Genomic DNA, 24,206 nt, shown 5'->3' on the forward strand with positions numbered 1-24,206 from the left:
GGCCCGGGCGGTCGTAGACAGGAGGCATGAGCGCAGGCGGCGGGGGCACCCCCGACGACATGGCCCGGCCTCACCTCGTCACCTTCGGGCACGGCACCGCGGGCCGGACGGCACTGGCCGAGCTGCTGCGGGGCGCCGGCGTCGCCTCCGTGGTCGACGTCAGGACGGCACCCGGCAGCCGCCGCGACCCCGACCTGCTGCGGGAGCGGCTCGCGACGTGGCTGCCCGAGGAGGGCCTCGCCTACCGGTGGGAGCCGGGCCTCGGCGGATTCCGCACCCCGGCACCCGACTCGCCGGACGTCGTGTGGCGCAACACCTCGTTCCGCGGCTACGCCGGCCACACGCGCACACCGCAGTTCGTGGCCGCGATGGACGAGCTGCTGGAACAGGCGGGGCGCGCACGCACCGCGGTGATGTGCGGCGAAGCGGTGTGGTGGCGGTGCCACCGGCGTCTCATCGCCGACTTCGCCGTCCTGGCCCGCGACACCCCCGTCGGTCATCTGATGCACGACGGCCGCCTGACGCCCCACTCCCCCACCCCGGGCGCCCGGCTGCGGGCCGACGGGCTTCTCGTGTACGACGACGAGGACGCGGCGCGGCACGGCGCGCCGGGGCCGCGACGGTCGTAGCCGTGCTGGAGGCCGAGGAACATGCCACGCAAGGACGGACGCCGACGCGGCGCGGAACGGCAGGACGTGGAGGCGGTGCTCGACGAGCTCTACACGACGCCGCCGTCCGACTTCGTGTCCCTGCGTGAGGAGCGGGCCGCAGCGGCGAGGACGGACAAACGGGCGGAGGACGCCCGCCGCATCCGGGCCGCCCGCCGGCCCACTCGCGCGGCCTGGGCGGCGAACCTGCTGCTGCGGTCGCGGCCGCAGGAGAGCGACCGTTTCCTGGAACTGGGCCGGGCACTGCGCGAGGCGCACCGCTCCCTGGACGCGGACGGGCTCAGGGAGCTGTCCGCGCAGCGGCGGCGCATCGTCACCGTCCTGTCCCGGCAGGCCGCCCAGCTCGCCGGGGAGGCCGGGCACCCGCTGTCGGAACCGGCGCGGCGCGAGGTCGAGTCGACCCTGCGCGCGGTCCTCGCGGACCCGGATGCGGCCGGCCGCTGGGCTCGAGGACGCCTGGAGAGCGCACTCACCCCGCCGTCGGACTTCCCCGCCGAGGGCGCCCTTGCGAATGCCGCACCGGCATCGGAGCCGGCCCGTCGCACGACGGCACCCGGGCCCACCGGGAGACGGGCCAAGGACGAACTCGCCGAGCGGCGCCGCAAGCGGCAGCAGGAACTCGACCGGGCACGCGAGGAGGCCGAGGCGGCCGAACTCCGTGCCGGTGAGCGGCGTACGGCGCGGACCGGCACCGAGGAGGCCCTGCGGCGCGCACGGGCCGAGGAGGACCGGGCGCGGGAACAGGTGTCGGACCTCGAACACCGACTGCGGGAGGCCCGGGACGAGTTGGGCCGGGCGGAGCGCGAACTCCGGGAGGCCGGGGAACGGGACAGGGAGGCCGGCGACGCGCTGGCCCGGGCGGAGCGGGAGGCACGCGAGGCGGCCCGGCGCGTGCAACGCCTGGGCGGGCGGGGCGGATAGCGCCGGACCGGAGTGAACGTCCCCGGCGCGGAGGGGCACCGGGTGTCTGCCTGCCGAACACCCGCACGACACAACGGCGTCGGGTGAGGCCCGCGAGGATCACCCGCGCCGCGAGCGTCGGCGGCACGTACCACCACGAGGTCCGCACGTGGTATACCGGCCCGGCAGCAAACAGAGGAACAACGCACATCTTCCGTCCGTACCATCTGGTGTGTCGGCACACCCTGCGGCCGTACCGAGCGACGCGCCGCCGGGTGCCGACCGGACATGGCCCCCATGTCCCACGACCGATGTCCCGCAGTTCCTCCCGTGCCTTCACGGCCGCGAATCGAGGAGAGTCACCACCATGTCCGAGAGCACGACGCAGACCCCCACCGAACTGGCCTCGCAGTACAGCGTCCAGGTCACCAAAGACCTCGAGCGCAATGCCGAGGAGCAGGAACGCATCACCGGCGAGATCGCCGACCTGCAACGGCAGCTCGCCGCGCTCCAGCACGACCACGCCCTGCTGGTGACCATGCAGCAGGCGCTCGGCATCACCGCGGAAGCGGCCCCGTCGCCCGCCGGTTCCGAGGAGCCGGCCGCGTCCGCCGACGCCGGCACCGCGACCACCTCCGGCACCTCGACGGCGGACGCGCTGCCGGCGGACGGCTCCGTGCAGGTGCCCGCTCCCCGTGGCGGTGCCGCGACCGAGACGTCCGCCCCGGCCAAGCGGAGGCGCAGCCGGAAGACCGCTGCCTCCTCCCGGCGCGCCGCGGCCTCGAAGACGTCCTCCGGGGCGGCGGCGAAGGCACCCGCGAAGCCGGCGGCCAAGCAGGCGTCGAAGCCGGCGTCGAAACCGGCGGCCAAGCAGGCGTCGAAGCCGGCGTCCAAGGCTCCCGCGAAGACCACGGGGAAGACCGCCGGGAAGACCGCGGCGAAGAAGGCACCGGCCCAGCCCACCCTGGTCGAACTCGTCCGGGGCCACCTCGGGGAGCAGAAGGAGCCGCGCAGCGCCGCCGAGGTCGCCGCGGCGCTCGGCCAGGCCCACCCCGAGCGCCCCGTCAAGACCACGGTCGTGCGCACCACGCTCGAGGGCCTCGTCGCCAGGAACCAGGCCCAGCGCAGCAAGCAGGGCACCTCGGTCTACTACACCGCCTCCGAGGCGCCCGCGCAGCAGCCGGCCGCCGCCGCGCAGCCGACGTCCTCCGGCAGCGACGACTGACGGGACTGCCCCGGACCGGCCACCGCGGCGCGCGGCCCGGGCGGATGCGGGTGAGGATCGGTGGATGGGTGTTGTCCTGCCAGTGCTCTTCGCACTCGTCGCCGCGTTCAGCAACGCGCTGGCCACCGTGCTCCAGCGGCGGGCCGCGCTGAGCGTGCCCCAGTCGCAGGGGTTCCGTCCGGGCCTCGTCCTCGACCTGCTGCGCCGGCCGGTGTGGCTCTTCGGCATGCTCGCCGTCGTCGTCGCCGGTGTGGGTCAGGCGGCGGCCCTGGCGACCGGCCCGCTGTCACTCGTCCAGCCGCTGTTCGTGCTGGAGCTGCCGCTGGCGCTGCTGCTGGCCTCGCTGATGACCGGCAACCGGATGCCCGACGTCATGTGGCTCGCCGTGGGCGGCGTGGTCGTCGGGCTCGGTATCGCGCTTGCCTCGGCCGCACCGGCCGGCGGGGGCACCACCGTGTCCATGGACCGCTGGACCCCGGCGCTGGGGGCCTGTGCCGGACTGGCGATCGGGCTGGCCGCGGCCGGGCTGAGACGGCCCGTCGGCAAGGCGCGGGCCGGCTGCCTCGGCGCGGCCACCGCGGTCTGCTACGCCCTGACCGCCGGGCTGATGAAGGACTCGATGCGGGTCCTGGACACCGACGGCGTGGTCGGCTTCCTGACCGTGTGGCAGACGTACGCGTTCGCCGCGGCCGGTGTGGTCGCCGTGCTCCTGCTGGAGCACGCCATGCAGGGCGGCCCGCTGGTCGCCTCGCAGCCGGCCCTCACCCTCGGGGACGCGACGGTGAGCCTGCTGCTCGGGGTGGTCCTGTACCAGGAGCACGTGCGCACCGACTGGTGGGTGCTGCCGCAGCTCGTCGGCGTCGCCCTGGTCGTCGCCGGGGTGCTCACCCTCGCCCGGCGCGGGGCGGATCTGCGCACGGCGGGGTGATCCACCGGGGGCTGTTCCCGCCCGCCGCACCGGTCACCGCACCGGCCCGCAGCTCTGCTCCAGCCAGCGGTGCAGTGCCGCGTGCACGCTGCCGGGCAGCCTGCTGAGCTGGTCGATGGCGTCGCGGTCGCCGGGGCACGGGGCGATGCCCGCCGCGGTCAGCAGGGCGAGCAGGTCCAGGCGGCGCAGGTCGACGGGGTCGACGCGGCAGGGAACCCGCTCGGCGGGGCGGGGCGGCTGGAGCAGGAAGTCGCCCCCCGCCTCGGAGACGTACGGGGCGACCGTGCCGAACGCGAGTGTCGCGTCGTCGGAGTGCGTCGGGGCCGCGGCCGTCGGAGCAGTCGGGGCAGTCATCGTGTGCATACCGCTGTCCTTCACTTGAGGTGTCGCCTGAGGTGTCGCCGTTCTTGATGGCATGGGACATCCCGGCGGCGGCCCCGGTTCCGGACCGGTCCGCGGACCACACGGGAGATGCAATCGGCTTCTTGTCGCACGATCCGGTTCCGGGCCCGGCACTGCTCCGTACGAGTGGTGGCTTCCGGGACTCGGTCGTACCGTCGGTACCGGCAAGGAGAGCGGGGACCCGCTGACCGAGACCGCCGGGAGAAGACATGGGCAGACACCCGATGAGGGCAGCGGTCACACTCTGTGCCGCCGCCGCGCTCGCAGTACCCCTGGGCGCCGCCTCCGCCGCGCCGGCGGCGCAGCGGGCCGCGCAGCAGGTCAGCGATCCGGTGCTGGTCGACTGCTCGATGCGGGGCGAGGTGCGCCCGTCGGCGTTCGTGCTGGCCTGCGGCGACGGAAACAGCCGTCTGACCTCGCTGCACTGGACGCGCTGGGACGCGGGCGCCGCGGCCGGACGGGGCCTCAACGCGGTCAACGACTGCGTCCCCTACTGCGCGGCGGGCACGTTCCGCTCGTATCCGGTGACCGTGCGGCTGGACCGGCCCGAGGCCCGGGAGCGGGATTCCGGGCAGCAGCACTTCACGCGGATGACGCTGACCTACACCGATGGCAGGCCCGACGGGTTCCCGCGCGTGGTGACCTACCCGCTGTGGGGCTGAGGTGAGCCGGGGCGGCCGCGGCCGCCCCGTGCCGCTCAGTCCGGCAGGACGAGCCGGCAGGTGTCGCCCGGCTGGAGCCTGACGGCCCGGTCCGGCAGCCGTACGTCGATGGGGAGCAGGCCGGACGCGGGCACGGCGATCTCCAGCCGTCCGTGCTCCAGGCGGAACCGCACGCCCCAGTGGCCCTGGTAGCGGATGGAGAACCCGTACGACGACAGCTCGGGCAGCGGTACCGGGTCCAGCCAGAGCGCCCCGGCACGGGTCTCCAGTCCGGTCAGGCAGCGCTGCACCAGGTCGAGGGTGCCCGCCATGGCGCCGAGGTGGATGCCCTCGCCGGTGGTGCCGCCCTGGATGTCTGCGACGTCGCCCTTGAGCGCCTCCTGGCAGAAGGTCCACGCCTCGGCGCGGCGGGCGCGGGCCAGGATCCAGCCGTGGACGAGTCCGCTGAGGGTCGAGCCGTGGCTGGTGCGGGCCAGGTAGTGGTCGACGGTGCGCCGCCAGGTGTCGTCGTCGAGTCGGTGGCCCAGCCTCTCGAAGAGGCCGCGGAGCTCGGCCGGGGAGAAGAGGTAGCCGAGCATGAGGACGTCGGCCTGTTTGGACGCCCGGTAGTTGTTGACGCTGTCGCCCTCGGCCTCCAGGATCCGGTCCAGGCGCCGGATGTCGTCGTAGCGCGCGCGGTAGCCGTCCCAGTCGAGTTCGGCGAGGTCGCCGTAGCCCTCGAACTGGCTGACGACTCCCTCGTGGAAGGGCACGTGGAGAGTGCGGGAGACGGTGTCCCACCGGGCGAGTTCCTCGTCGTCCAGGCCGGTGCGTTCCAGGAGTTCGCGCCGGCGCGGTGCGGGCAGGCAGCGCAGTACGTACAGGGCGCGGGTGAGGACCCAGGCGGCGGTGACGTTGGTGTAGGTGTTGTCGTCGAGGCCCGGTTCGCCGGCGCCGGGATAGGCGTCGTGGTACTCGTCGGGGCCGACGACGCCCCGGATGCGGTGCCGCCCCAGGCCCGCGTCCCAGGTGGCGGTGTCCGCCCAGAAACGGGCGATCTGGAGCAGCAGCTCGGCGCCCACGGTGTGCAGGAACTCGGCGTCGCCGCTGGCCTCGCAGTACTGCCAGGCGTTGTAGGCGACGGCCGAGCCGACGTGCCACTGCAGGTGGGAGTGGTCGGGCAGCCAGCGGCCGGAGTGCGGGTTGAGGTGCAGTCGCTGGGTCTCCTCGCGGCCGTCGCTACCGCTCTGCCACGGGTAGAGGGCGCCGCGTCTGCCGATGGCGCGGGCCGCGGCGCGGGCGCGTTCGAGGCGGCGGTGCCGGTACTGCAGGACGGCCCGGGAGACCTCGGGGAAGTGGAGGTTGAGGTAGGGCAGGACGAACAGCTCGTCCCAGAAGACGTGCCCGCGGTACGCCTCCCCGTGCAGCCCGCGGGCCGGTACGCCCACGTCGAGGTCGGCGGTGTTCGGGGAGAGGGTCTGCAGGACGTGGAAGAGGTGCAGGCGCAGGATGGCGCCCGCCTCTCCGGGGACCTCCAGTGCGGCGCGGCGCCAGAGCCGTTCCCAGGCCGTGCGGTGGGTGGCCAGCAGCTCGTCGAAGCCCGGGGCGGCCGCCACCCGGTCCAGGGCGGCCCGCAGCGGGTCGCCGATCGCGGGGTCGTGCGAGGTGTGCAGGGCGACCGTCTTGTCGACGGTGGCGGTGCGCCCGGGCCGGAGCCGCAGGGTGGTGCGCTGGGTGACCCGCAGGTGTTCCCGGGCGGAGGTGACCGGTGCCGCGGCCGTGGTGCGGGCGGCCATGCCGATGCGGATGTCCGAGGTCCGGGTACGGCAGCGCAGCCACACCGTGCCGTCGCCCGCTTCACCGGTCTGCAGGTGGGTGAGGTGGCGGCCGTCGAGGTCGCGGTAGCGCGGCACGCCGGCGTTGGTGACGTCGCCGTCGAGGGACGCCTCCACGTCGAGGTCCGCGGCGGCGCCCTCGACGGTGAACTCGGTGCGCAGGGCGGCCAGATGGGGCTCGGCCATGTGCACCAGGCGCAGTTGGCGCACGGTCAGCGCGTGTCCGTCACCGAGCCCGTAGCGGGTGCGGCGCTCCAGTACCCCGGTGTCCAGGTGCACGGTCTGCCGGTGGTCCTTGACCGGCGCGTCGTCGGGGGTGAGCCAGGCGCCCGAGCCGGTCCTGAAGCGCAGGGGCAGCCAGTTGGGGAGGTTGACCATGTCCTCGTTCTCCACCTCGCGTCCGGCGACGGTGGAGGTGAGGCGGTTGTAGCAGCCGGCCGCGTAGGTGCCGGGGTAGTGGACGTCGTCCGCGACGCACTCGGGAAGCGCGCCGCGGGTGGCGAAGTACCCGTTGCCCAGGGTGCACAGGGATTCCCGCAGCCGTTCCCCGGCGGGGTCGTAGTGGTCGTAGTCCCAGGTCGAGGCGGTGGCGGTCACGGGTCTCCCTTCGGGGGCAGCTGCGGCGCGGGTCAGCCTTCCCAGGTCCAGTCGGCGACCTCGGGCAGGTCGACGCCGTGTTCCCGGATCCACTCGTGGTGGCGCAGCCGGGTGTCCTCCATGCGCTGGCGCACGGCCGCCGCGCGGACGGCGAGGCCGGGTACGCGGTCGATGACGTCCATGACCAGGCGGTAGCGGTCCATGTCGTTGCCGACGACCATGTCGAAGGGCGTGGTGGTGGTGCCGATCTCCTTGTAGCCGCGCACGTGCAGGTGGGCGTGGCCCGAGCGGCGGTAGGCGAGGCGGTGGATGAGCCAGGGGTAGCCGTGGTACGCGAAGATCACGGGCTTGTCGGCGGTGAACAGGCCGTCGTACTCGAAGTCGCTCATGCCGTGCGGGTGTTCCTCGCTGGGCAGCAGCCGGGCGATGTCGACGACGTTGACCACGCGCACCGCCAGTTCGGGCAGGTGGCGGCGGATGAGCTGGGCGGCGGCCAGGACCTCCTGGGTGGGCACGTCGCCGGCGCAGGCGAGGACCACGTCGGGTTCGCGGGTGCCGTCCTCGGTGCCGGCCCAGTCCCAGATGCCGGCGCCGCGCGCGCAGTGGACGCGGGCCTGGTCCATGGTGAGCCAGTCGAAGCAGGGCTGCTTGCCGGCGACGACGACGTTGACGTAGTCCTTGCTGCGCAGGGCGTGGTCGGCGACGGAGAGCAGGGTGTTGGCGTCCGGCGGCAGGTAGACCCGCACGGCCTCGGGGCTCTTGTTGAGGATGTGGTCGACGAAGCCGGGGTCCTGGTGGGAGAAGCCGTTGTGGTCCTGGCGCCACACGTGCGAGGTGAGCAGGTAGTTGAGGGAGGCGATGGGGGCGCGCCAGGGCAGGCGGCGGGTCACGCGCAGCCATTTGACGTGCTGGTTGACCATCGAGTCGACGATGTGGACGAACGCCTCGTAGCAGGAGAACAGTCCGTGCCGGCCGGTGAGGAGGTAGCCCTCCAGCCAGCCCTGGCAGGTGTGTTCGGAGAGGATCTCCATCACCCGGCCGTGCCGGTCGAGGTTCTCGTCGACGGCCAGGGTCTGTTCCTGCCAGGCCTTGCCGCTGGCGCCGTAGACGGCCTGGAGGCGGTTGGAGGCGGTCTCGTCCGGGCCGACGAGGCGGAAGTCGCGGCGGTCGGCGGTGGCCGCCATGACGTCCGCGAGCAGGTCGCCGAGGACGCGGGTCGGTTCGTGCATGCCCGAGCCGGGCCGCTCGACCTCGACGGCGTACTTCTCCAGGGGTGGCAGGGGCAGTTCGCGCAGCAGCAGTCCGCCGTTGGCGAAGGGGGTGGCGCCCAGGCGGCGCGGGCCCTCGGGGACGGCGGCGAGGACGGCGGGGCGGGGGGCGCCGCGTTCGTCGAACAGTTCCTCGGGCCGGTAGGAGCGCAGCCACTGCTCCAGTTGCCGCAGGTGCTCCGGGTTCGTGCGTACGGCGGCCAGCGGGACCTGGTGGGCCCGCCAGGTGTTCTCCACGGGCAGCCCGTCGACCTCGGCGGGGCCGGTCCAGCCCTTGGGGGTGCGCAGGACGATCATCGGCCAGCGGGGGCGGTCGCCGGCGCCGTCCTCGCGGGCGGCGCGCTGGATGGCGGCGATGCGGTCGAGGCAGGTGTCCATGGCGTGGGCCATGGCCCGGTGGACGGCGGCGGGTTCGTCGCCGGTGACGTGGACCGGGTCGTGGCCGTATCCGCGCAGGAGTTCGTCGAGTTCGGCCTCGGGGAGGCGGGCCAGGACGGTCGGGTTGGCGATCTTGTAGCCGTTGAGGTGGAGGATGGGCAGGACGGCGCCGTCGTTCACCGGGTCGAGGAACTTGTTGGAGTGCCAGGACGCCGCGAGCGGGCCCGTCTCCGCCTCGCCGTCGCCGATCACGCAGGCGACCAGGAGGCCGGGGTGGTCGAAGGCTGCGCCGTAGGCGTGCGAGAGCGAGTAGCCCAGCTCCCCGCCCTCGTGGATGGAGCCGGGGGTCTCGGGGGCGACGTGGCTCGGCACGCCGCCGGGGAACGAGAACTGCTTGAACAGGCGGGCCATGCCCTGCGCGTCCCGGGTGACGTCCGGGTAGGTCTCGCTGTACGAGCCCTCCAGCCAGGAGTTGGCGAGGACGGCGGGGCCGCCGTGGCCGGGCCCCCAGATGCACAGGGCGTCCAGGTCGCGGGCCTTGACGACCCGGTTGAGGTGGGTGTGGACGAGGTTGAGACCCGGTGAGGTGCCCCAGTGGCCGAGAAGCCGCGGCTTGACGTGCTCGGGGCGCAGCGGCTCGGTCAGCAACGGGTTCGCCATGAGGTAGATCTGGCCGACGGAGAGGTAGTTCGCGGCGCGCCAGTGGGCGTCCAGGGTGGCGAGCTCGTCGTCGGCGAGCCCGGGGGGCGCCTGCTGCGTGTCGTCGGACATCGGTCGTCCTTTCCGCGTCGGGACAGCGATCGGACCGTACGGGGGCGCGGGGCGGGCCCCTGTGTCCATCCCAACCCTGCGCGGACCGACCGGGTACCCACCAGGGCCGTTCGGGTCACGCCCGCAGCGGGAGGGGCGGGCCCGAGGCCGCGGGACGGACGGTGCTGGGGGTGGCCGCGAGCGACGGGGCGCCGGACCGGGGACCGAGGCGCCGGGCGCGGGCGCGAGACCGGGGACCGGGACGCCGGACGGCCGACGCGGCGGCGGGAACAGGGCTGTGGGGCCGCCGCCGGCGCGGCGCGGATCACCGGGGCGGGGACCCACGGCGGACGCGGCGCGGATCACCGGGGCGGTGGGAACGACAGGCGGCGGGGGCGACGGGCGGGCGCCGGTGGCAGTCACGGCGGTGACGGGCACGGACGCGGCCCGCCCCGCGTCCCGGGAAACGCCGGGGCGCCTCGTCTCGGCGCGGGACGCGGCACGGGGCGCGAGGCGTCCAGCGCCCCTCCCCCGTAGCGCCGCGGGTCAGGCAGCACGGCCGCCACCGGCGCCGACCCCGGTGCCGGCCGTGCTGACGCACCGTCTACCCCGACTTCGCGTCCGCACGCGGCGACGAAGCGATCAGGCCAGGGAAAGGAACAGCTTCTCCAGGCGGGCCCGCATCTGCGCGGAGTTGCGCACCTCGGGGTCGTCACTGGTCATGCACTGCTGGAGCCCCGTGGCGATGATCGAGAACCCGGCCCGGTCCAGGGCCCGGGAGACGGCGGCGAGCTGCGTGACGACGTCCTCGCAGTCGCGGCCCTCCTCGATCATCTTGATGACTCCGGCGAGCTGGCCCTGTGCACGCCGCAGCCGGTTGAGTGCCGACTTCAGCTCCTCGGCCGACAGGTCGAGTTCCACGCTTCCTCCTCCGCATACCCCTGCGGGTATGGTACCGCGCGCCCCCCGACGACCACGAAGGCCGAATTTTGCATGCCGTGCATCTTTGCATACCATGCAACTTATGTCGGAGAAGGGTGCCACCGGAGTCGGTCTGCGGGAGCGGAAGAAGCGGGCCACCCGCGCCGCCCTCACCGAGGCCGCGGTGCGGCTCGCCGCCGAGCACGGGGCGGACAAGGTCACGGTCGAGGCGATCAGCGCCGCGGCCGGCGTCTCCGTACGGACCTTCTTCAACTACTTCGACACACGCGACGACGCCTTCGTGGTCCTCGACGCGGAGGCGGGCGCGCGGATGCGCCGCGCGGTGCTCGACGCACCGGCCGCCCTCTCCCCGCTGGCGGCCCTGCGCGAGGCCCTGGCGGCGGAACTCGCCGAGGCCGAGCAGCAGCACGAGCTGTGGCGGCTGCACGCCGAGGTGCTGCACGCCTCACCGCACCTGCTGGCGCGCGGCGTCGGTGCGCACATGGCGGCCGAGGCGGACCTCGCCGAGGCCATCGCCGAACGCCTCCGCGGCGCCCGCGGCGACGAGGAGGGGCCCGTGGAGCCGGGCCTCTACCCGCGGCTGCTGGCCGCCGTGGCGACCGCCGCGGTGCGCATCAGCGTGGACCACTGGTCGGCGCGCCAGAAGGAGACCTCCTTCCTGGACGTGTTCCACGAGGCGTTCACGCTCCTCGCCGCCGGCCTCCCGGCGCCTGCCGCGTAACCGCCGCACGGACCGGCCGGCGCCACCCGCTCCCCCTTCACCCGTCGCACCTTCCTCACCGAAAGAGATTCCGTGACCCCACCCCAGGCGCCCGCCGACGCGCCTCCCACCTCCATGACCCACCAGCAGATCCTCCAGGCCATGTCCGGCCTGATGGCCGGCATGTTCGTGGCGATCCTGGCCGGCACCGTCGTCTCCAACGCGCTGCCGACGATCATCGCGGACCTGGGCGCCAGCCAGTCCTCGTACACCTGGGTCGTCACGTCGGAACTGCTGGCCATGACGGCGACGGTGCCTCTGTGGGGCAAGCTGTCCGACCTGTTCAACAAGAAGCTCCTGCTCCAGCTCTCCCTGGCCCTGTTCGTCGTGGGCTCGCTGCTGGCAGGCTTCTCCCAGGGCGTCGGCCTGCTGATCTTCAGCCGGGTCGTGCAGGGCATCGGCGCGGGCGGCCTGACGGCCCTCGCGCAGGTGGTGATGGCCTCCGTCATCCCGCCCCGCCAGCTCGGCAAGTACGCCGGCGTCTTCGGCGCCGTCTTCGCCGTCGGCACCGTGGCCGGTCCGCTGGTCGGCGGCCTGCTCGTGGACACCTCGTGGCTGGGCTGGCGCTGGTGCTTCTTCATCGGCGTCCCGTTCGCCCTGCTCGCCATCGCGCTGCTCCAGCGCACGCTGCGGCTGCCCACCACGCGCCGCGAGGTGCGGATCGACTGGCTCGGCGCCTTCCTGATCGTCGCCGGTGTCTGCGCGCTGCTCATCTGGGTGTCGCTGGCCGGCAACGAGTTCGCCTGGACGTCCTGGCAGACCGGCGTCCTCGTGGCCGGGGGCGTGCTGCTGCTGACCGCCGCCGTCCTCGTCGAGGCCCGCACTCCCGAGCCGGTCATCCCCCTCGGCATCTTCCGCAACCGCACGGTCACCCTGACCACGGTCGCCAGCCTCCTGGTCGGTGTCGCCATGTTCGGCGGGACCGTCTTCCTCTCGCAGTACTTCCAGGTCTCCCTCGGCAAGTCGCCGACCGTCGCGGGCCTGATGAGCCTGCCGATGATCCTCGGCCTGCTGGTGTCGTCCACCGTCGCCGGCCAGGTCATCAGCCGGACCGGCACGTGGAAGCGCTACCTGGTCGCGGGCGCCGTCGTCATGACCGTCGGCCTGGCGCTGCTGTCCACCATCGACGCGAAGACGCCCTTCTCCCTGCTCAGCCTCTACATGGCGGTGTTCGGCGTCGGCGTCGGCATGCTGATGCAGAACCTGGTGCTCGCCGCGCAGAACGACGTGCCCGCCGCCGACCTGGGCGCCGCGACCTCCGTGCTGTCCTTCTTCCGCAGCATGGGCGGCACCATCGGGGTCAGCGTCCTCGGCGCGATCCTCGCCAACCGGGTCGCCGACGAGATGGCCGAGGGGCTGCGCGACGCGGGCATCGCCACGTCGACCGGCGAGGGCTCGGGCGAGAGCAGTGTGCCGGACATGGCGACGCTGCCCGACCCGATCCGGTCGGTGGTCGAGCACGCCTACGGTGTCGCCACCGCGGACCTGTTCCTCATCGCCACGCCGTTCGCCCTGCTGGCGCTGATCGCGGTGGTGTTCCTGAAGGAGAAGCCGCTGAAGACCACCAGCGGCATGGAGCGCCTCGCCGAGGAGTCCGCCGCGGCCACCGGCAAGGGACCGGCGGCCCCGGTCGGCTGAGCCGGCGGCGGTCCGCGTCGCGACGGGGCGCCCCGGCCGTCACGGCCGGGGCGCCCCCTTTCGCGTCGCGGCGGACGCCCGGTCAGATACCGAACGGAGCCGCGTAGCGGACGGTGCCCGCGGGCAGCGGGTGGGCGGCGTCCAGGGTGAGGGCCATCAGGGCCTCGTCCGGGACGTCGATGGTCAGGCCGATGCCGTGGGCGGAGGCGCGGGAGAACCCGAAGCGCGGGTAGTACTCCGGGTGCCCGAGGACGACGACGTGGCGCTCGCCCAGGCCCTCGGCCGCGGCGAGGGCGGCCCGGACGGCCGCGCCGCCCGCACCGCTCCTCTGCCGCTCGGGCCGGACGGCGACGGGCGCCAGGCACAGTGCCGGGCTGTCGCCGATGTGGCAGCGGGTCAGCAGGGCGTGACCCACGGGACGGTCGTCGCCGTCCACCGCGACGAGGGACAGGCCCTCGATCCACGCCTCGCGGTCGGCGCGCAGCGCGTCGACGAGGGCGGCCTCCTCCGGGGTGGGGAAGGCGGCGCGGACGATGTCACGGATGGCGGGGATGTCGGCGCCGGTCTCGGCGCGCGTGATCCAGTTTCGGGACATTGCTGGATGAAGTCCGTTCGTGAAGATGCGTTCGTCTGGGGGCGAGGTCAGACCGTCGCCCGGGACGCGAGGGCGGACCGGGCGTCGCGAGCGACGGCATCGAGCGCGGTCATCAACCTCACCTCCCCGTGGTCCCCGGCCCCGTGGGGCCCGATCGAACGAACGGCAGCCAGTGTAGCGGCACGGCCGGCCGGTGCGGAAGGGGATGCTAGGCTTGCGAGGACATCGAACTTCATCGAGAGGTCCCGGACATGGTGGGTGACGACGACATCTGCGGGTGATACCCCGCACTGACGGCCGCCGGCCGGCGCACAACGAGCGCCGCCGCAGTGGCCTCCTCGTCGTTCCCTTTTCCACTTGTCTGCCCGGGCGCGGGTGCCGCCTTCCCCGCCCCTCTCCTCAGCGAGGTCGTCCATGTCCGACGCCGCCGTCGTCTGCTCGAACCTGTCCTTCTCCTGGCCCGACGACACCCCCGTGTTCACGGACCTGTCGTTCACCGTGGGCACGGGCCGCACCGGCCTGGTGGCCCCCAACGGCTCCGGCAAGAGCACCCTGCTCAAGCTGATCGCCGGTGAACTGCGGCCCACCGCCGGTTCCGTGTCCGCCACCGGTACCGTCGGCTATCTGCCGCAGACCCTTCCGCTGACCGCCGGTCTCACGGTGGCGGAGGTGCTGGGGGTCGCCGCCGTGATCCGCGCCATCGACGCCGTCGAGTCCGGGGACGTGACCGAGGAGCACTTCACGACCATCGGCGACGACTGGGACATCGAGGAGCGCACCCGCGCCCAGCTCGACCGCCTCGGCCTCGGCGGGCTCGCCCTGGACCGCAACCTCGGCACGCTCAGCGGCGGGCAGATCGTCTCCCTCGGGCTCGCCGCCCAACTGCTGAAGCGGCCCGACGTGCTGCTGCTCGACGAACCCACCAACAACCTCGACGTCGACGCCCGGCACCACCTCTACGACGTGCTGTCCGACTACAAGGGCTGCCTCCTGCTCGTCAGCCACGACCGCGCCCTGCTCGACCGCATGGAGCGCATCGCCGAACTCGACCGGGGTGAACTGCGCTTCTACGGCGGCGACTTCACCGCGTACGAGGAGGCGGTGCGGGCCGAGCAGGAGGTCGCCGAGAAGAACGTGCGCAACGCCGAGCAGGAACTGAAGCGGGAGAAGCGGGAGATGCAGCAGGCCCGCGAACGCGCCGAGCGCCGCGCGAGCAACGCCGCACGCAACCTGAAGAACGCCGGTCTGCCGCGGATCTTCGCGGGCAACATGAAGCGCGGCGCGCAGGAGTCCGCGGGCCGGGCGGGTCAGACGCACGCCAACCGGGTCGGCGAGGCGAAGGCCCGGCTGGACGAGGCGGGACGGACGCTGCGCGACGAACAGCGCATCGTCCTCGATTTGCCGGACACCGACGTGCCCGCCGGGCGCACCCTGTTCCTCGGGGAGCGGCTGCGCGTCCGGCTCGGCGACCGGGAGGTGTTCGCCGGCGAGGGCGTCGACCTGACCGTCCGCGGCCCGGAGCGCATCGCGCTGACCGGGCCCAACGGCGCCGGCAAGAGCACGCTGCTGCGCCTGCTGAGCGGCGACCTGGAACCCGCCCGGGGCACGCTGAGGCGGGCCGACGGGCGTGTCGCCCACCTCTCGCAGCGGCTCGACCTGCTGGACGCGGACCGTACGGTCGCCGAGAACTTCGCGGCGTACGCGCCCGAGCGGCCGGAGGCCGAGCGGATGAACCTGCTCGCCCGGTTCCTCTTCCGGGGCGCCCGCGCCCATCTGCCCGTCGGCGTGCTGTCGGGCGGCGAGCGGCTGCGGGCCACCCTGGCGTGCGTGCTGTGCGCCGAACCGGCCCCGCACCTGCTGCTGCTCGACGAGCCGACGAACAACCTGGACCTGGTCAGCGTGGGCCAGTTGGAGAGCGCGCTGAACTCGTACCGGGGTGCCTTCGTGGTGGTCAGCCACGACGAGCGGTTCCTGAAGGAGATCGGGGTCGACCGGTGGCTTCGGCTGGCGGACGGGACGCTGAAGGAGACGGCGGCCCCCGAGGAGTGACGGGCCGCCCGGCCGGTGTTGCGGGCCGGGGGGACGGAACGGCAGGCTTCGGGGTGTGCCCACTTTGCTGATCGTGCATCACACCCCGTCGCCCAACTGCCGGGCGATGCTGGAAGCCGTCCTGTCCGGCGCGAGCGCTCCGGAGATCGAGGGGGTCCGGGTCGTCCGGCGGGCGGCGCTCGCCGCGACGGCCGTCGACGTGCTGGAGGCGGACGGATACCTGCTGGGCACCCCGGCCAACCTGGGCTACATGTCCGGCGCCCTGAAGCACTTCTTCGACCAGGTCTACTACCCGTGCCTGGACGACACGCAGGGCCGGCCGTTCGGTTGCTTCGTGCACGGCGGCAGCGACACCACCGGCGCGGTGCGCGGCATCGAGTCCGTGACGACCGGGCTCGGCTGGCAGCGCGCCGCACCCGCGGTGACCGTGGCCGGTGAGCCCGCCAAGGCCGACCTTGAGGCCTGCTGGGAGCTGGGGGCCACGCTCGCCGCCGGGCTGATGGACTGACCCGGCGCGGGACGCCGACGGGAGGCCGGGGCTCCCCGTCGGCGCGCGGTCACAGCGGCGTCGCGGCGCGGAGGATGAGGAACATCGTCACGGCGGCGTTCGCGGACGACATCGCCGACACGGCGGTCCCGGCGGCCGCGCCCCACACCGCCAGGCCCACCGAGGTGAAGACCGAGGGCCAGGTGCGTGTCGTGGGAGCCGGGCCGAGGAGGGCCGCCACCCGGCGCGGCACCGGCCCCGGCGCGGCGAAACCGGCGAGCGTGGCCACCGGCGTGCCCCGTGAGACGAGGGCCGCCTTGCCGATCGCGGTCGCCACCGCGCGGCGGTCGCCGACCGTCCGTGCCGCCTCCTCGTCGGCCCAGCGCTCAGCTGTGTAGGCCACGGCCGTCCGCAGGGGGCGCAGGAAGGGGTTGGCCAGGGCGGCGAGTCGTACGGCGAGCAGGAACCGGTGGTGGCGGGCGGCGAGATGAGCCCGCTCGTGGGCGAACAGCGCCCGCCTCTCGTCCGGTTCGAGGCAGTCCAGCAGGGCCGTGGTCACCACCACCCGGTCCCGGCGCCCGCCGGGCAGCGCGTAGGCGTAGGGCACCTCGTCCGGCAGGACGGCCACGGAGGAGCCGGGGAGTCCGGCCAGCGCCCGGTGGGCCCGGCGGCGTACCCGGCCGTGGCGCCACAGGGCCCGTGCCGAGGCCGCGACCACCGCGCCGAGCGCGGGGATCGCCGCCTTGCCGACCACCTCGTCGTAGGGCACCGCCGCCCGCACCTCCGGGTCCGACCAGCCGTCGGGCAGCGGGTTGCCCGGCAGTTGCGCGGTGCCGACCACCATCACCAGGGCGAGGCACACCGTGCTGCACAGGGCCATCACCGCGGCCACGCCTGTGAGCAGCCTGGTCGCTGTCCGCGGATGCAGGTGCTGTTCGGCCAGGCGCGCGATCGGCCACGCCGTCAGCGGCAGGACCAGCGGAAGAAAGACGAAGACCCCCATGAGGCGTCAGTCTTCCCCCCTGGCGCGTGCCTGAGTCAGCAGGTCGCGCAGCAGGCGTTCGTCGGCGGGGTCCAGGCCGGTCACGAAGCTCGCGAGGACCGCCTCGCGGTCGCTCTCGGCGTCCAGCACCCCGCGCATCCGGCGCGCCGCCAGGCCCGCCCGGTCCGCGGGCGTCCACGCGAAGGAACGCCCCGCCCGTTCCCGGCTCACCTCGCCCTTGTCCAGCAGCCGGGTCAGGATCGTCACCACCGTGGTGTACGCGAGGTCCTCGCCCAGGCGCTCCTGCACCCAGCCGGCCGTCGCCGGGCCGCCCGCCTCACGCAGCGCTGCCAGCACCAGCGCCTCCAGCTCGCCCTGCCCCCGCCGCCGGGGACGCCGGTGATCCGCCACGCCCGCACTCCCCTTCGCCGCCGTCCGCTTCCCGGGGCGCCATCGTATAGACGCTGCGGACACCGCCCTGCCACCGGACCAGCCGCTTCCCCGACGGGCCGCCCGTCGTGCGGGACGGGCACGACGCCCGGGCGACGGGTGGGCCGTCGGCGTGGACCCCGGCGTCACGGGCGCAGGATCAGCCGGATCGGGTTGCCCTCCTTCTTCTCCAGCCGTGCGACCGCCTCGGCGGCCTCGGCGAGCGGCAGCACCCCGCTGATCGACTCGGAGAAGTCCAGCCGTCCGCCCTGGATCAGCCCGAGGATCTGGGGCAGCGCCACCGGCATGTCGGAGCCGTAGTGGCCGAGGATCCGCTGCTGGAGGTAGCTGAAGCGGGTGCCGTCGGCGACGCCGAGCGGCTTGTCGGTCAGCCCCACCAGTACCAGCCGGCCCTTGGGCGCGAGGACGGACAGCGCCTGCTCGCGCACGGCCGGGACGCCCGCGAAGTCGAAGGCGGCGGCGAGCCCCGCACCGCCGGTCACCGCCCCGACGGCCTCGCGCAGGCCCGGGTCGGCGGAGTCCAGGGCGAGGTCGGCCCCGGCGGCCCGGGCCCGCTCGCGCGCCACCGGATTGGGGTCGACGGCGACGATCGGGCAGGCGCCCACGGCACGCAGCAGCCGCACCGCGTGCACCCCGAGCCCGCCGACGCCCCACACGCCGACCGCCTCGGCGGGGCGCACGGCGGCGGTCTCGGTGATCGCGCCCCACGGCGTGGACACCGCGTCCGGGATGATCGCGCCCTGGTCGAAGGGGATGGCGTCGGGCAGCGGGGTGAGGGCGTGGGCCGCGGACAGGGCGTACTCGGCCCAGCCGCCGTCGTAGTCGACGCCCCGCGTGAAGGTGACGCCGTCGCGGACCTCGCCGGCGTGCAGGACGACGCGCTGTCCGGCGGACCAGGCGGTGACGCCCTCGCCCACCTCCGCGACCGTGCCGGAGACCTCGTGGCCGAGGGTGACGGTGTCGCCCGCGAGGAACAGCGGGGTGAGCGTGCCGTCGATGAGGTGAACGTCGGACAGGCACACTCCGGCCGCCTCGACCTTGACCAGGACCTCGCCCGGACCGGGCTGCGGCCGGGGGACCTCCTCCAGCCGGAGGGTGCGGCTCGGGACGTGCAGGCGGGCGGCGAGCATCTGCGCCATGACGGGACCTCCTCGGTGCGGTGACGACCCCGGACGGGCCCCATCGGTCCATCGCAGGTCGACTTGCGTTAACCGTACACCCAACGCAGGACCTCTTGCTTTAGGCTGGTGCGATGACCACTCCCGATCCCGCCGCCCCGCCCCTGCGCCGCCGGGGGGAGAGGATGCGGCGGGCCGTGCTCGCCGCCGCCCTGGACCTGCTCGCGAGCCAGGGCCTGGCCGGGGCGACCGTCGGCGCCGTGGCCCGCGCGGCCGGCGTGCACGAGACGTCGGTCTACCGGCGGTGGGGCACCCGCGAGAACCTGATCCTGGACGCCCTGACCACCGAGCTGGACTCCGCGCTGCCGGTCCCGGACACCGGGCGGGTGCGGGACGACCTGCTGGGCTACTTCTCGGCGCTGGCGCGGCTGCTCTCCACCGCCCAGGGCCGTGCCCTGCTGCGGCTCAGCGTCGAGCACGACGACACGCTCGACGACCGCCGGGGGGCTTACTGGAGCGACCGGCTGGACCGTGCCGCGGTGATGGTCCGGCGCGGTGCCGAGCGGCGCGAACTCGCGGCGGACACCGACCCCGGACTGCTGATCGAGGCCGTGAGCGGGCCGCTGTTCACGCGGGTGCTGCTCAGCGGTGCCCCCCTCGACGAGACGCTGGTGCGGGGGCTGGTGGACCTGGTACTGGAGGGCGCACGGACCCGCCCCTGAGCGCGCCCGCCCGTGACGGACGTGCCGCCGCCCGCCCCGACGACGCCGGCGGGAGACGGGCGCGGTCGACACCTCCCCAGCTCTCCCTTCCGCGCGAGCAGTTGCTGTCGCCGCCGCAGGGAACGGGCGCGGGGGCCGGGGCGGGGCGCGGTGGGGGCCGGGGCGGCTCTGTTAGGCGGCCGCGAGAGGGGAACCCGGATCGGGTCGTGACCGTCGTGGGCCGTCGCGCCCGTACCGAGGGAGTTCCGGGATGCAGTCACTGACGAAGGGCCTGATCGCCGGTGCGGCCGGGACCGTCGCCCTGAACCTCACCACCTACGGCGACATGCTGCTGCGCGGCCGCGGGTCCAGCGACATGCCGGCCGAGGTCGCGGACCGGGTCGCCGACCGGGTCGGGCTGGTGCTCGGCGACGAGGAGACGAAACCCCACCGCGAACAGGCCTTCGGTGCTCTGCTCGGCTACGCCACCGGCCTCGGGGTCGGCGCGGTCTACGGGATGCTGCGGGGCCGGCGCGGTCCCCTGCCGGACTGGGTGGCCGGGCCGCTGCTGGGCGCCGCCGCCATGGTCGGCAGCGACGTTCCGGCCGCCGCGCTCGGGGTGACCGACCTGAGCCAGTGGGACGGGACGTCCTGGGTGTCGGACATCGTCCCCCACGTCGTGTACGGCTTCACCACGGCCTCCGTGTACCAGGCGCTGCACTGACATCCGACGCTCCGGCCGGCCGGAGCGCCCCCTTGTCGGCCGCCCGTTCCCGGTGGAAGGATGCCCCGGCACCGGCTCACCCACCGGAGGGACCGCCGTGACCGACGAGCAGCAACGGCCGCGCGCCGCCGCCGTGTTCGACGCCCTGGGCGCCGACTACGAGAAGGCGTTCGCGGGCTCCGCGGCGCACCGCCGCTCCCTCGAACGGCTGCTGGGACGACTGGCGCCGGGAAGCCGGGTGCTGGACGTGGGCAGCGGCACCGGGCGGCCCACGGCCGAGACCCTCGCCGCCGCCGGCCACCGGGTGGTGGGTGTCGACGTCTCCCCCGTCATGGTGGACCTCGCGGCCCGGCAGGTGCCGGCCGTCTCCTTCCGGTGCGCCGACATCCGTGACGTACCGCTCGAGGACGGTTCGTTCGACGCGGTGTGCGTGTACTTCTCGCTGCTCCAGCTCGACCGGCGGGAGCAGGCGGACGTCGTCGGGCGCCTCGTGCGGGCGCTGGCCCCGGGCGGCCATCTGGTACTGGCCACCGTGCCGTTGGACGTGGAGGGCGTCGACGCCATCTTCATGGGGCAGCCCGTTCGGGTGACCAGCTTCGCCGCGCCGGACCTCGTCGCCGTGGCCGAGGCCGCGGGTCTGGAGGTCGTCGAGCGGGAGGAACTGCTGTTCACCCCGGCCCACCCGGAGGCGGTCCCCGAGCCGCACCTCTTCCTGCACTGCCGCCGCCGGGACACCGCCGCCGGCGCCTGAGTCCCGCCGTCCCCGCGCCCGCCGCCCCCACCCGGCGCCGGGCGCCCGGGTGTGCCCGTATGGGGTAACTGCGGACGCGCCTCGCCCCGCTCGCGGTCACAGTGGGGGGCATGACAGAACCTGGCGAGCGACGGCGCGGCACGACGTCCACCACCACGCGTGAGCGTGCCGTGCGGGGCGCCCGGGACGCCGCCCAGCGCGCCGTGGACGCCCTGTCCGAGCTGATCCGGCACCGGATGGAGGGGGTCTCCTCGGTGTGCCGGAGCGAGGACGACGGCTGGATCGTCGGCGTGGACGTGCTGGAGGTGTCGCGCATCCCGGACACCACCAGCCTGCTCGCCACCTACGAGGTCGAGCTGGACGCGGCGGGCGACCTGCTGCAGTACCGCCGGGTCGCCCGCTACCGGCGCGGTGCCCAGGACCAGTGACCGGGCCGTGAGGCCCACCCCCGGAAGGACCACCGCATGATCACCTACGACGACGAGGTCGTCTGCGCGCCCCGTGCCGGAACGCTCTACGACGTGCTGGAACTCATCCTCGACCGCGGCATGGTGATCGACGTCTTCGTGCGCGTCTCCCTCGTCGGCATCGAGATCCTGAAGGTGGACGCCCGCATCGTCGTGGCGAGCGTCGACACGTACCTGCGGTTCGCCGAGGCGTGCAACCGCCTGGACCTGGAGCACGACGTGCGCTCCAAGACCGTCCCCGAGCTGTTCGGCGGACCGGTCGCCAAGACCGTGGGCCGGGCGGCCGCCAAGCGCGGCACGCGCTCCCTGACGGACAAGGTGCGGGACATCCTCACACCCGAGGAACCGGAGGAGGCGGAGGAGGAGGGGCCCCTGCCCCGCCGCGGCGCCGGCCCGGCCCGCGAGCGCGAGGAGCGGGCGCGTCGGCCCCGGAGCGGGCCGCCCGCCCGCCGCGGCGATGACGACGGCCGGCCGCGCAGCCGCCCCCGCCGGCGCCCGGCGACGGAGGAGGAGTGACCGTGCCCGCCACCGCGACCCCCCAGGCCGTGGACACGCTGTACGTGTACGGCATCACCCCCGCCGGGGTGCGCGCCCCCCGCTCCCCCGGCGTCGGCGGCGCACCCGTACGGCTGCTCACCGAGTCCGGGCTGTGCGCGGCCGTCTCCGAGGCGCCCGGGCGACTGCGGCCCCGCCGACGTGATGTGACGGCACACCAGGCGGTCCTGGACGAACTGGCGGCGCAGGGCCCGCTGCTGCCCATGCGGTTCGCGGTGCTCAGCCCAGGCCCGGACGCCCTGACCGCTCAACTGCGCACCGAGGCCGACCACTTGTTCCGCCAGCTCGACGGGGTCCAAGGGTGCGTGGAATTCAACGTCAAGGGGGTGACCGTCCCCGGTTACTTCGCCGAACTGGTGCGCCGGGACGAGAGGCTCCGGGCGCTCGCCCTGCGCACGCGGCGGCGGCCGGACTACGAGGCCAACGTCCGGCTCGGCGAGGCGCTGGCGCGGGGCGTGCGGCGCGAGGCGCGGCGCGCGGCCGAGGAGGTCCTCGGGCGTCTGTCCCCGCTCGCGGTGCGCACCGTACTGGGCCCGGCCGACGACGAGCAGGTGCTGAGCGCGTCGTTCCTGCTGCGCTCGGCCGACGAGCGGCGGTTCCGGCGGGCCGTGGACGCGGGCGCCCGCGCGTGGGGCGACCGGCTGGCGCTCAGTGTGACCGGCCCCCTGCCCTGCTACAGCTTCGTCGAGCCGCGCCCCGCGCCGGCCGGGCGGTGACGCGGTGGGCATCGTGAGCGGTCTCCTGCTGCTGCCCCTGGCCCCGGTGCGGGGAACGGCGTGGATCGCCGACCACCTGCTCCACGAGGCCCGGCGCCAGCTCCACGACCCGCGCGCCGTCCACGCGCGACTGGCCGCGCTCAACCGGGCCCTGGACGAGGGCGCCATCGACGAGGCCGCCTTCGAGCGGGAGGAGGAGCGTCTGCTCGCCCTCCTCGAACGCCCGGCCCGGGCCACCGGCCGCAGGAGAACGACGGATCCACTCCAGAAAGGGCACGCATGAGCGACAACAAGGCGGCCATGGCGGCGGCCATCGCGGGCGGCTATCTCCTCGGCCGCACACGGAAGGGCAAACTGGCCTTCGCGGTCGGCTCGTACCTGGCCGGCCGGCGCATCGGGCTCTCCCCCGCCCAGGTGCTGTCCCAGGGGCTGGGCAGGCTTCAGCTCACCCCGCAGTTCCAGGAGCTGTCGGACCAGGTGCGCGGTGAACTGCTGGCCGCAGGACGCACGGCCGTCACCGCCGCCGCCAACCGCAGGCTCACCGGCCTCGCGGACGCGCTCCGCGACCGCACCGACGCCCTCGCCGGCCCCGCCCCGCGGACCGCCGGTTCCCGGGGCCGGGAGGAGGAGTACGACGACGCGCCGGACGAGGACGAGTACTTCGACGAGGAGGAGAACGAGGAGGACCGCGAGCCCGCCCCACCGCGCAAGACCGCGAAGAAGGCACCCCCGCGCGAGGCCGCGGCCGGCGTCCGGCACCCGGCGAAGAAGACCGCCGCCAAGAAGGCGGCCGCCGCGAAGAAGGCCGCCCCGGCGAGGGCCCCGCACCGAGGCGGCCGAGGATGAGCCCCGCCGGGAAGGGAGACGGCGCGGCGTCCCCCGTGGGTGACGTGAAGGACGCCCTCGGCGGCTACCTCTCCGCCGCGGGCCACAGCCTCGCCGGCAGGGCGGGGGAACGGATCGGCGGACTGACCAAGCGGCTGACCGACTCCGCGGGCGGGGGCTCGGGCGAGGACGGCAAGGGCAAGGGCAAGGGCGGGTCGCGGGCCGGCAGCGTCAAGGCGACGAACATCGTCGAGACCGTCGACATCGGCGTCCCCCTGCGCACCGTCTACGACCACTGGACCCAGCTCCAGGACTTCAGCACCTTCACCAAGGGCGTCCGCAGCGTCAGCACCCAGGACGAGGTCACCTCCGACTGGAACGTCAAGGTGGGCCCGTCCAGCCGCAGTTGGAAGGCGACGGTGCAGGAGCAGGTCCCCGACGAGCGGATCGTGTGGACCTCCGAGGGCGCCAAGGGCAGTACACGGGGCGTGGTCTCCTTCCACGAGCTGGCGCCCCGGCTGACCCGAGTCGTCGTGGTCGTCGAGTACTACCCGTCGGGCTTCTTCGAGAAGACCGGCAACCTCTGGCGGGCCCAGGGGCGCCGGCTGCGCCTGGACCTGAAGCACTTCGCGCGGCACGTGACCCTTCTCGGCGACGAGGAGGTGGAGGGCTGGCGCGGCGAGATCCGCGACGGCGAGGTCGTCCGCACCCACGAGGAGGCCCTGGAGGAGGAGGAAACCGAGGGAGCCGAGGACACGGGGGACGAGGACGAGGACCAGTACGACGAGGACGAGGACGAGGACGAAGACCATGAGGACGACGCACGCGCCCGTTCGCGCCGCTGACGCCCCGGG

26 protein-coding genes are annotated in these 24,206 nt (G+C 74.3%); 18 read left to right on the forward strand and 8 right to left on the reverse strand.

Features of this window, described 5'->3' with window-relative positions; genetic code table 11:
* Positions 1-26: 26 nt before the first annotated feature.
* From ACH499_RS07385 to ACH499_RS07400, 4 genes are all read left to right on the forward strand, one after another.
* Entirely contained in the window at positions 27-629 is a 603-nt protein-coding gene (locus tag ACH499_RS07385; protein ID WP_399014227.1) for a DUF488 family protein, read from the forward strand.
* Positions 630-650: 21 nt separating this feature from the next.
* On the forward strand, positions 651-1,589 hold the full coding sequence (locus ACH499_RS07390; RefSeq protein ID WP_399014228.1) for a hypothetical protein: 939 nt from the start codon (positions 651-653) through the stop codon (positions 1,587-1,589).
* Positions 1,590-1,935: 346 nt separating this feature from the next.
* Positions 1,936-2,793 carry a hypothetical protein gene (locus ACH499_RS07395; protein ID WP_399014229.1) on the forward strand — a complete coding sequence of 286 codons (858 nt, stop codon included), beginning with the start codon at positions 1,936-1,938 and terminating at the stop codon, positions 2,791-2,793.
* Between the two features lie 64 nt (positions 2,794-2,857).
* Complete coding sequence (locus tag ACH499_RS07400; protein ID WP_356206310.1) at positions 2,858-3,721, forward strand: DMT family transporter; 864 nt, start codon at positions 2,858-2,860, stop codon at positions 3,719-3,721.
* Positions 3,722-3,754: 33 nt separating this feature from the next.
* On the opposite strand, the gene ACH499_RS07405 is transcribed toward ACH499_RS07400, so the two are convergent.
* On the reverse strand, positions 3,755-4,075 hold the full coding sequence (locus tag ACH499_RS07405; protein WP_399014326.1) for a hypothetical protein: 321 nt from the start codon (positions 4,073-4,075) through the stop codon (positions 3,755-3,757).
* Between the two features lie 257 nt (positions 4,076-4,332).
* On the opposite strand from ACH499_RS07405, the gene ACH499_RS07410 reads away from it, so the two are divergent.
* Entirely contained in the window at positions 4,333-4,785 is a 453-nt protein-coding gene (locus ACH499_RS07410; RefSeq protein WP_399014230.1) for a hypothetical protein, read from the forward strand.
* Positions 4,786-4,820: 35 nt separating this feature from the next.
* Here the strand turns inward: ACH499_RS07410 and ACH499_RS07415 are convergent, their stop codons facing one another.
* The 3 genes from ACH499_RS07415 to ACH499_RS07425 all read right to left on the reverse strand — a co-directional run bounded on the left by ACH499_RS07415 (position 4,821) and on the right by ACH499_RS07425 (position 10,513).
* The gene (locus tag ACH499_RS07415; RefSeq protein ID WP_399014232.1) at positions 4,821-7,196 is read right to left on the reverse strand and encodes a glycoside hydrolase family 65 protein; all 2,376 of its coding nucleotides are present in this window, start codon (positions 7,194-7,196) and stop codon (positions 4,821-4,823) included.
* A gap of 32 nt (positions 7,197-7,228) precedes the next feature.
* A complete protein-coding gene (locus ACH499_RS07420; protein ID WP_399014233.1) occupies positions 7,229-9,613 on the reverse strand; it encodes a phosphoketolase in 2,385 nt (794 codons plus the stop codon).
* Positions 9,614-10,234: 621 nt separating this feature from the next.
* Positions 10,235-10,513 carry a metal-sensitive transcriptional regulator gene (locus ACH499_RS07425; RefSeq protein ID WP_365599543.1) on the reverse strand — a complete coding sequence of 93 codons (279 nt, stop codon included), beginning with the start codon at positions 10,511-10,513 and terminating at the stop codon, positions 10,235-10,237.
* 94 nt (positions 10,514-10,607) lie between these two features.
* Between ACH499_RS07425 and ACH499_RS07430 the strand changes: the two genes are divergently transcribed.
* Both ACH499_RS07430 and ACH499_RS07435 read left to right on the forward strand, forming a co-directional pair.
* Positions 10,608-11,255, forward strand: coding sequence for a helix-turn-helix domain-containing protein (locus ACH499_RS07430; protein ID WP_356206294.1), 648 nt, complete (start codon positions 10,608-10,610; stop codon positions 11,253-11,255).
* A 114-nt stretch (positions 11,256-11,369) separates the two neighbouring features.
* Positions 11,370-12,932 (forward strand): MDR family MFS transporter, encoded by a 1,563-nt coding sequence (locus ACH499_RS07435; protein ID WP_399014327.1) that lies wholly within the window; start codon positions 11,370-11,372, stop codon positions 12,930-12,932.
* 82 nt (positions 12,933-13,014) lie between these two features.
* On the opposite strand, the gene ACH499_RS07440 is transcribed toward ACH499_RS07435, so the two are convergent.
* Positions 13,015-13,527, reverse strand: coding sequence for an N-acetyltransferase (locus tag ACH499_RS07440; protein ID WP_356206289.1), 513 nt, complete (start codon positions 13,525-13,527; stop codon positions 13,015-13,017).
* Between the two features lie 414 nt (positions 13,528-13,941).
* On the opposite strand from ACH499_RS07440, the gene abc-f reads away from it, so the two are divergent.
* A complete protein-coding gene (abc-f, locus tag ACH499_RS07445; protein WP_399014234.1) occupies positions 13,942-15,576 on the forward strand; it encodes a ribosomal protection-like ABC-F family protein in 1,635 nt (544 codons plus the stop codon).
* Between the two features lie 55 nt (positions 15,577-15,631).
* On the forward strand, positions 15,632-16,084 hold the full coding sequence (locus tag ACH499_RS07450) for a flavodoxin family protein (RefSeq protein ID WP_399014235.1): 453 nt from the start codon (positions 15,632-15,634) through the stop codon (positions 16,082-16,084).
* A 49-nt stretch (positions 16,085-16,133) separates the two neighbouring features.
* Here the strand turns inward: ACH499_RS07450 and ACH499_RS07455 are convergent, their stop codons facing one another.
* The 3 genes from ACH499_RS07455 to ACH499_RS07465 all read right to left on the reverse strand — a co-directional run bounded on the left by ACH499_RS07455 (position 16,134) and on the right by ACH499_RS07465 (position 18,634).
* Positions 16,134-17,066, reverse strand: a complete 933-nt coding sequence (locus ACH499_RS07455; RefSeq protein ID WP_356206281.1) for a M56 family metallopeptidase — start codon at positions 17,064-17,066, stop codon at positions 16,134-16,136.
* A 6-nt stretch (positions 17,067-17,072) separates the two neighbouring features.
* Positions 17,073-17,456 (reverse strand): BlaI/MecI/CopY family transcriptional regulator, encoded by a 384-nt coding sequence (locus ACH499_RS07460; RefSeq protein WP_399014236.1) that lies wholly within the window; start codon positions 17,454-17,456, stop codon positions 17,073-17,075.
* Between the two features lie 164 nt (positions 17,457-17,620).
* The gene (locus tag ACH499_RS07465; RefSeq protein ID WP_356203506.1) at positions 17,621-18,634 is read right to left on the reverse strand and encodes a zinc-binding dehydrogenase; all 1,014 of its coding nucleotides are present in this window, start codon (positions 18,632-18,634) and stop codon (positions 17,621-17,623) included.
* Between the two features lie 113 nt (positions 18,635-18,747).
* Here ACH499_RS07465 and ACH499_RS07470 point away from each other — a divergent pair, with 113 nt between their 5' ends.
* The 9 genes from ACH499_RS07470 (at position 18,748) to ACH499_RS07510 (ending at position 24,197) form a co-directional block, all read left to right on the forward strand.
* Entirely contained in the window at positions 18,748-19,335 is a 588-nt protein-coding gene (locus ACH499_RS07470; protein ID WP_399014237.1) for a TetR/AcrR family transcriptional regulator C-terminal ligand-binding domain-containing protein, read from the forward strand.
* Between the two features lie 250 nt (positions 19,336-19,585).
* Positions 19,586-20,038 carry a hypothetical protein gene (locus ACH499_RS07475; RefSeq protein ID WP_399014238.1) on the forward strand — a complete coding sequence of 151 codons (453 nt, stop codon included), beginning with the start codon at positions 19,586-19,588 and terminating at the stop codon, positions 20,036-20,038.
* A gap of 97 nt (positions 20,039-20,135) precedes the next feature.
* A complete protein-coding gene (locus ACH499_RS07480) occupies positions 20,136-20,789 on the forward strand; it encodes a class I SAM-dependent methyltransferase (protein ID WP_399014239.1) in 654 nt (217 codons plus the stop codon).
* A 110-nt stretch (positions 20,790-20,899) separates the two neighbouring features.
* Entirely contained in the window at positions 20,900-21,217 is a 318-nt protein-coding gene (locus ACH499_RS07485; protein ID WP_356203513.1) for a gas vesicle protein, read from the forward strand.
* Positions 21,218-21,253: 36 nt separating this feature from the next.
* A complete protein-coding gene (gene gvpJ / locus ACH499_RS07490) occupies positions 21,254-21,772 on the forward strand; it encodes a gas vesicle protein GvpJ (protein ID WP_399014240.1) in 519 nt (172 codons plus the stop codon).
* 2 nt (positions 21,773-21,774) lie between these two features.
* Entirely contained in the window at positions 21,775-22,527 is a 753-nt protein-coding gene (locus ACH499_RS07495; RefSeq protein WP_399014241.1) for a GvpL/GvpF family gas vesicle protein, read from the forward strand.
* A 4-nt stretch (positions 22,528-22,531) separates the two neighbouring features.
* Positions 22,532-22,810, forward strand: coding sequence for a gas vesicle protein GvpG (locus ACH499_RS07500; protein WP_399014242.1), 279 nt, complete (start codon positions 22,532-22,534; stop codon positions 22,808-22,810).
* Complete coding sequence (locus tag ACH499_RS07505; protein WP_399014243.1) at positions 22,807-23,373, forward strand: hypothetical protein; 567 nt, start codon at positions 22,807-22,809, stop codon at positions 23,371-23,373. Before ACH499_RS07500 ends, ACH499_RS07505 begins: the two co-directional genes overlap by 4 nt.
* Positions 23,370-24,197 (forward strand): SRPBCC family protein, encoded by an 828-nt coding sequence (locus ACH499_RS07510; protein WP_399014244.1) that lies wholly within the window; start codon positions 23,370-23,372, stop codon positions 24,195-24,197. Before ACH499_RS07505 ends, ACH499_RS07510 begins: the two co-directional genes overlap by 4 nt.
* The last annotated feature ends 9 nt before the right edge of the window (positions 24,198-24,206 follow it).

The organism is Streptomyces sp. NPDC018947 (assembly GCF_044390505.1).
GTDB lineage: Bacteria > Actinomycetota > Actinomycetes > Streptomycetales > Streptomycetaceae > Streptomyces.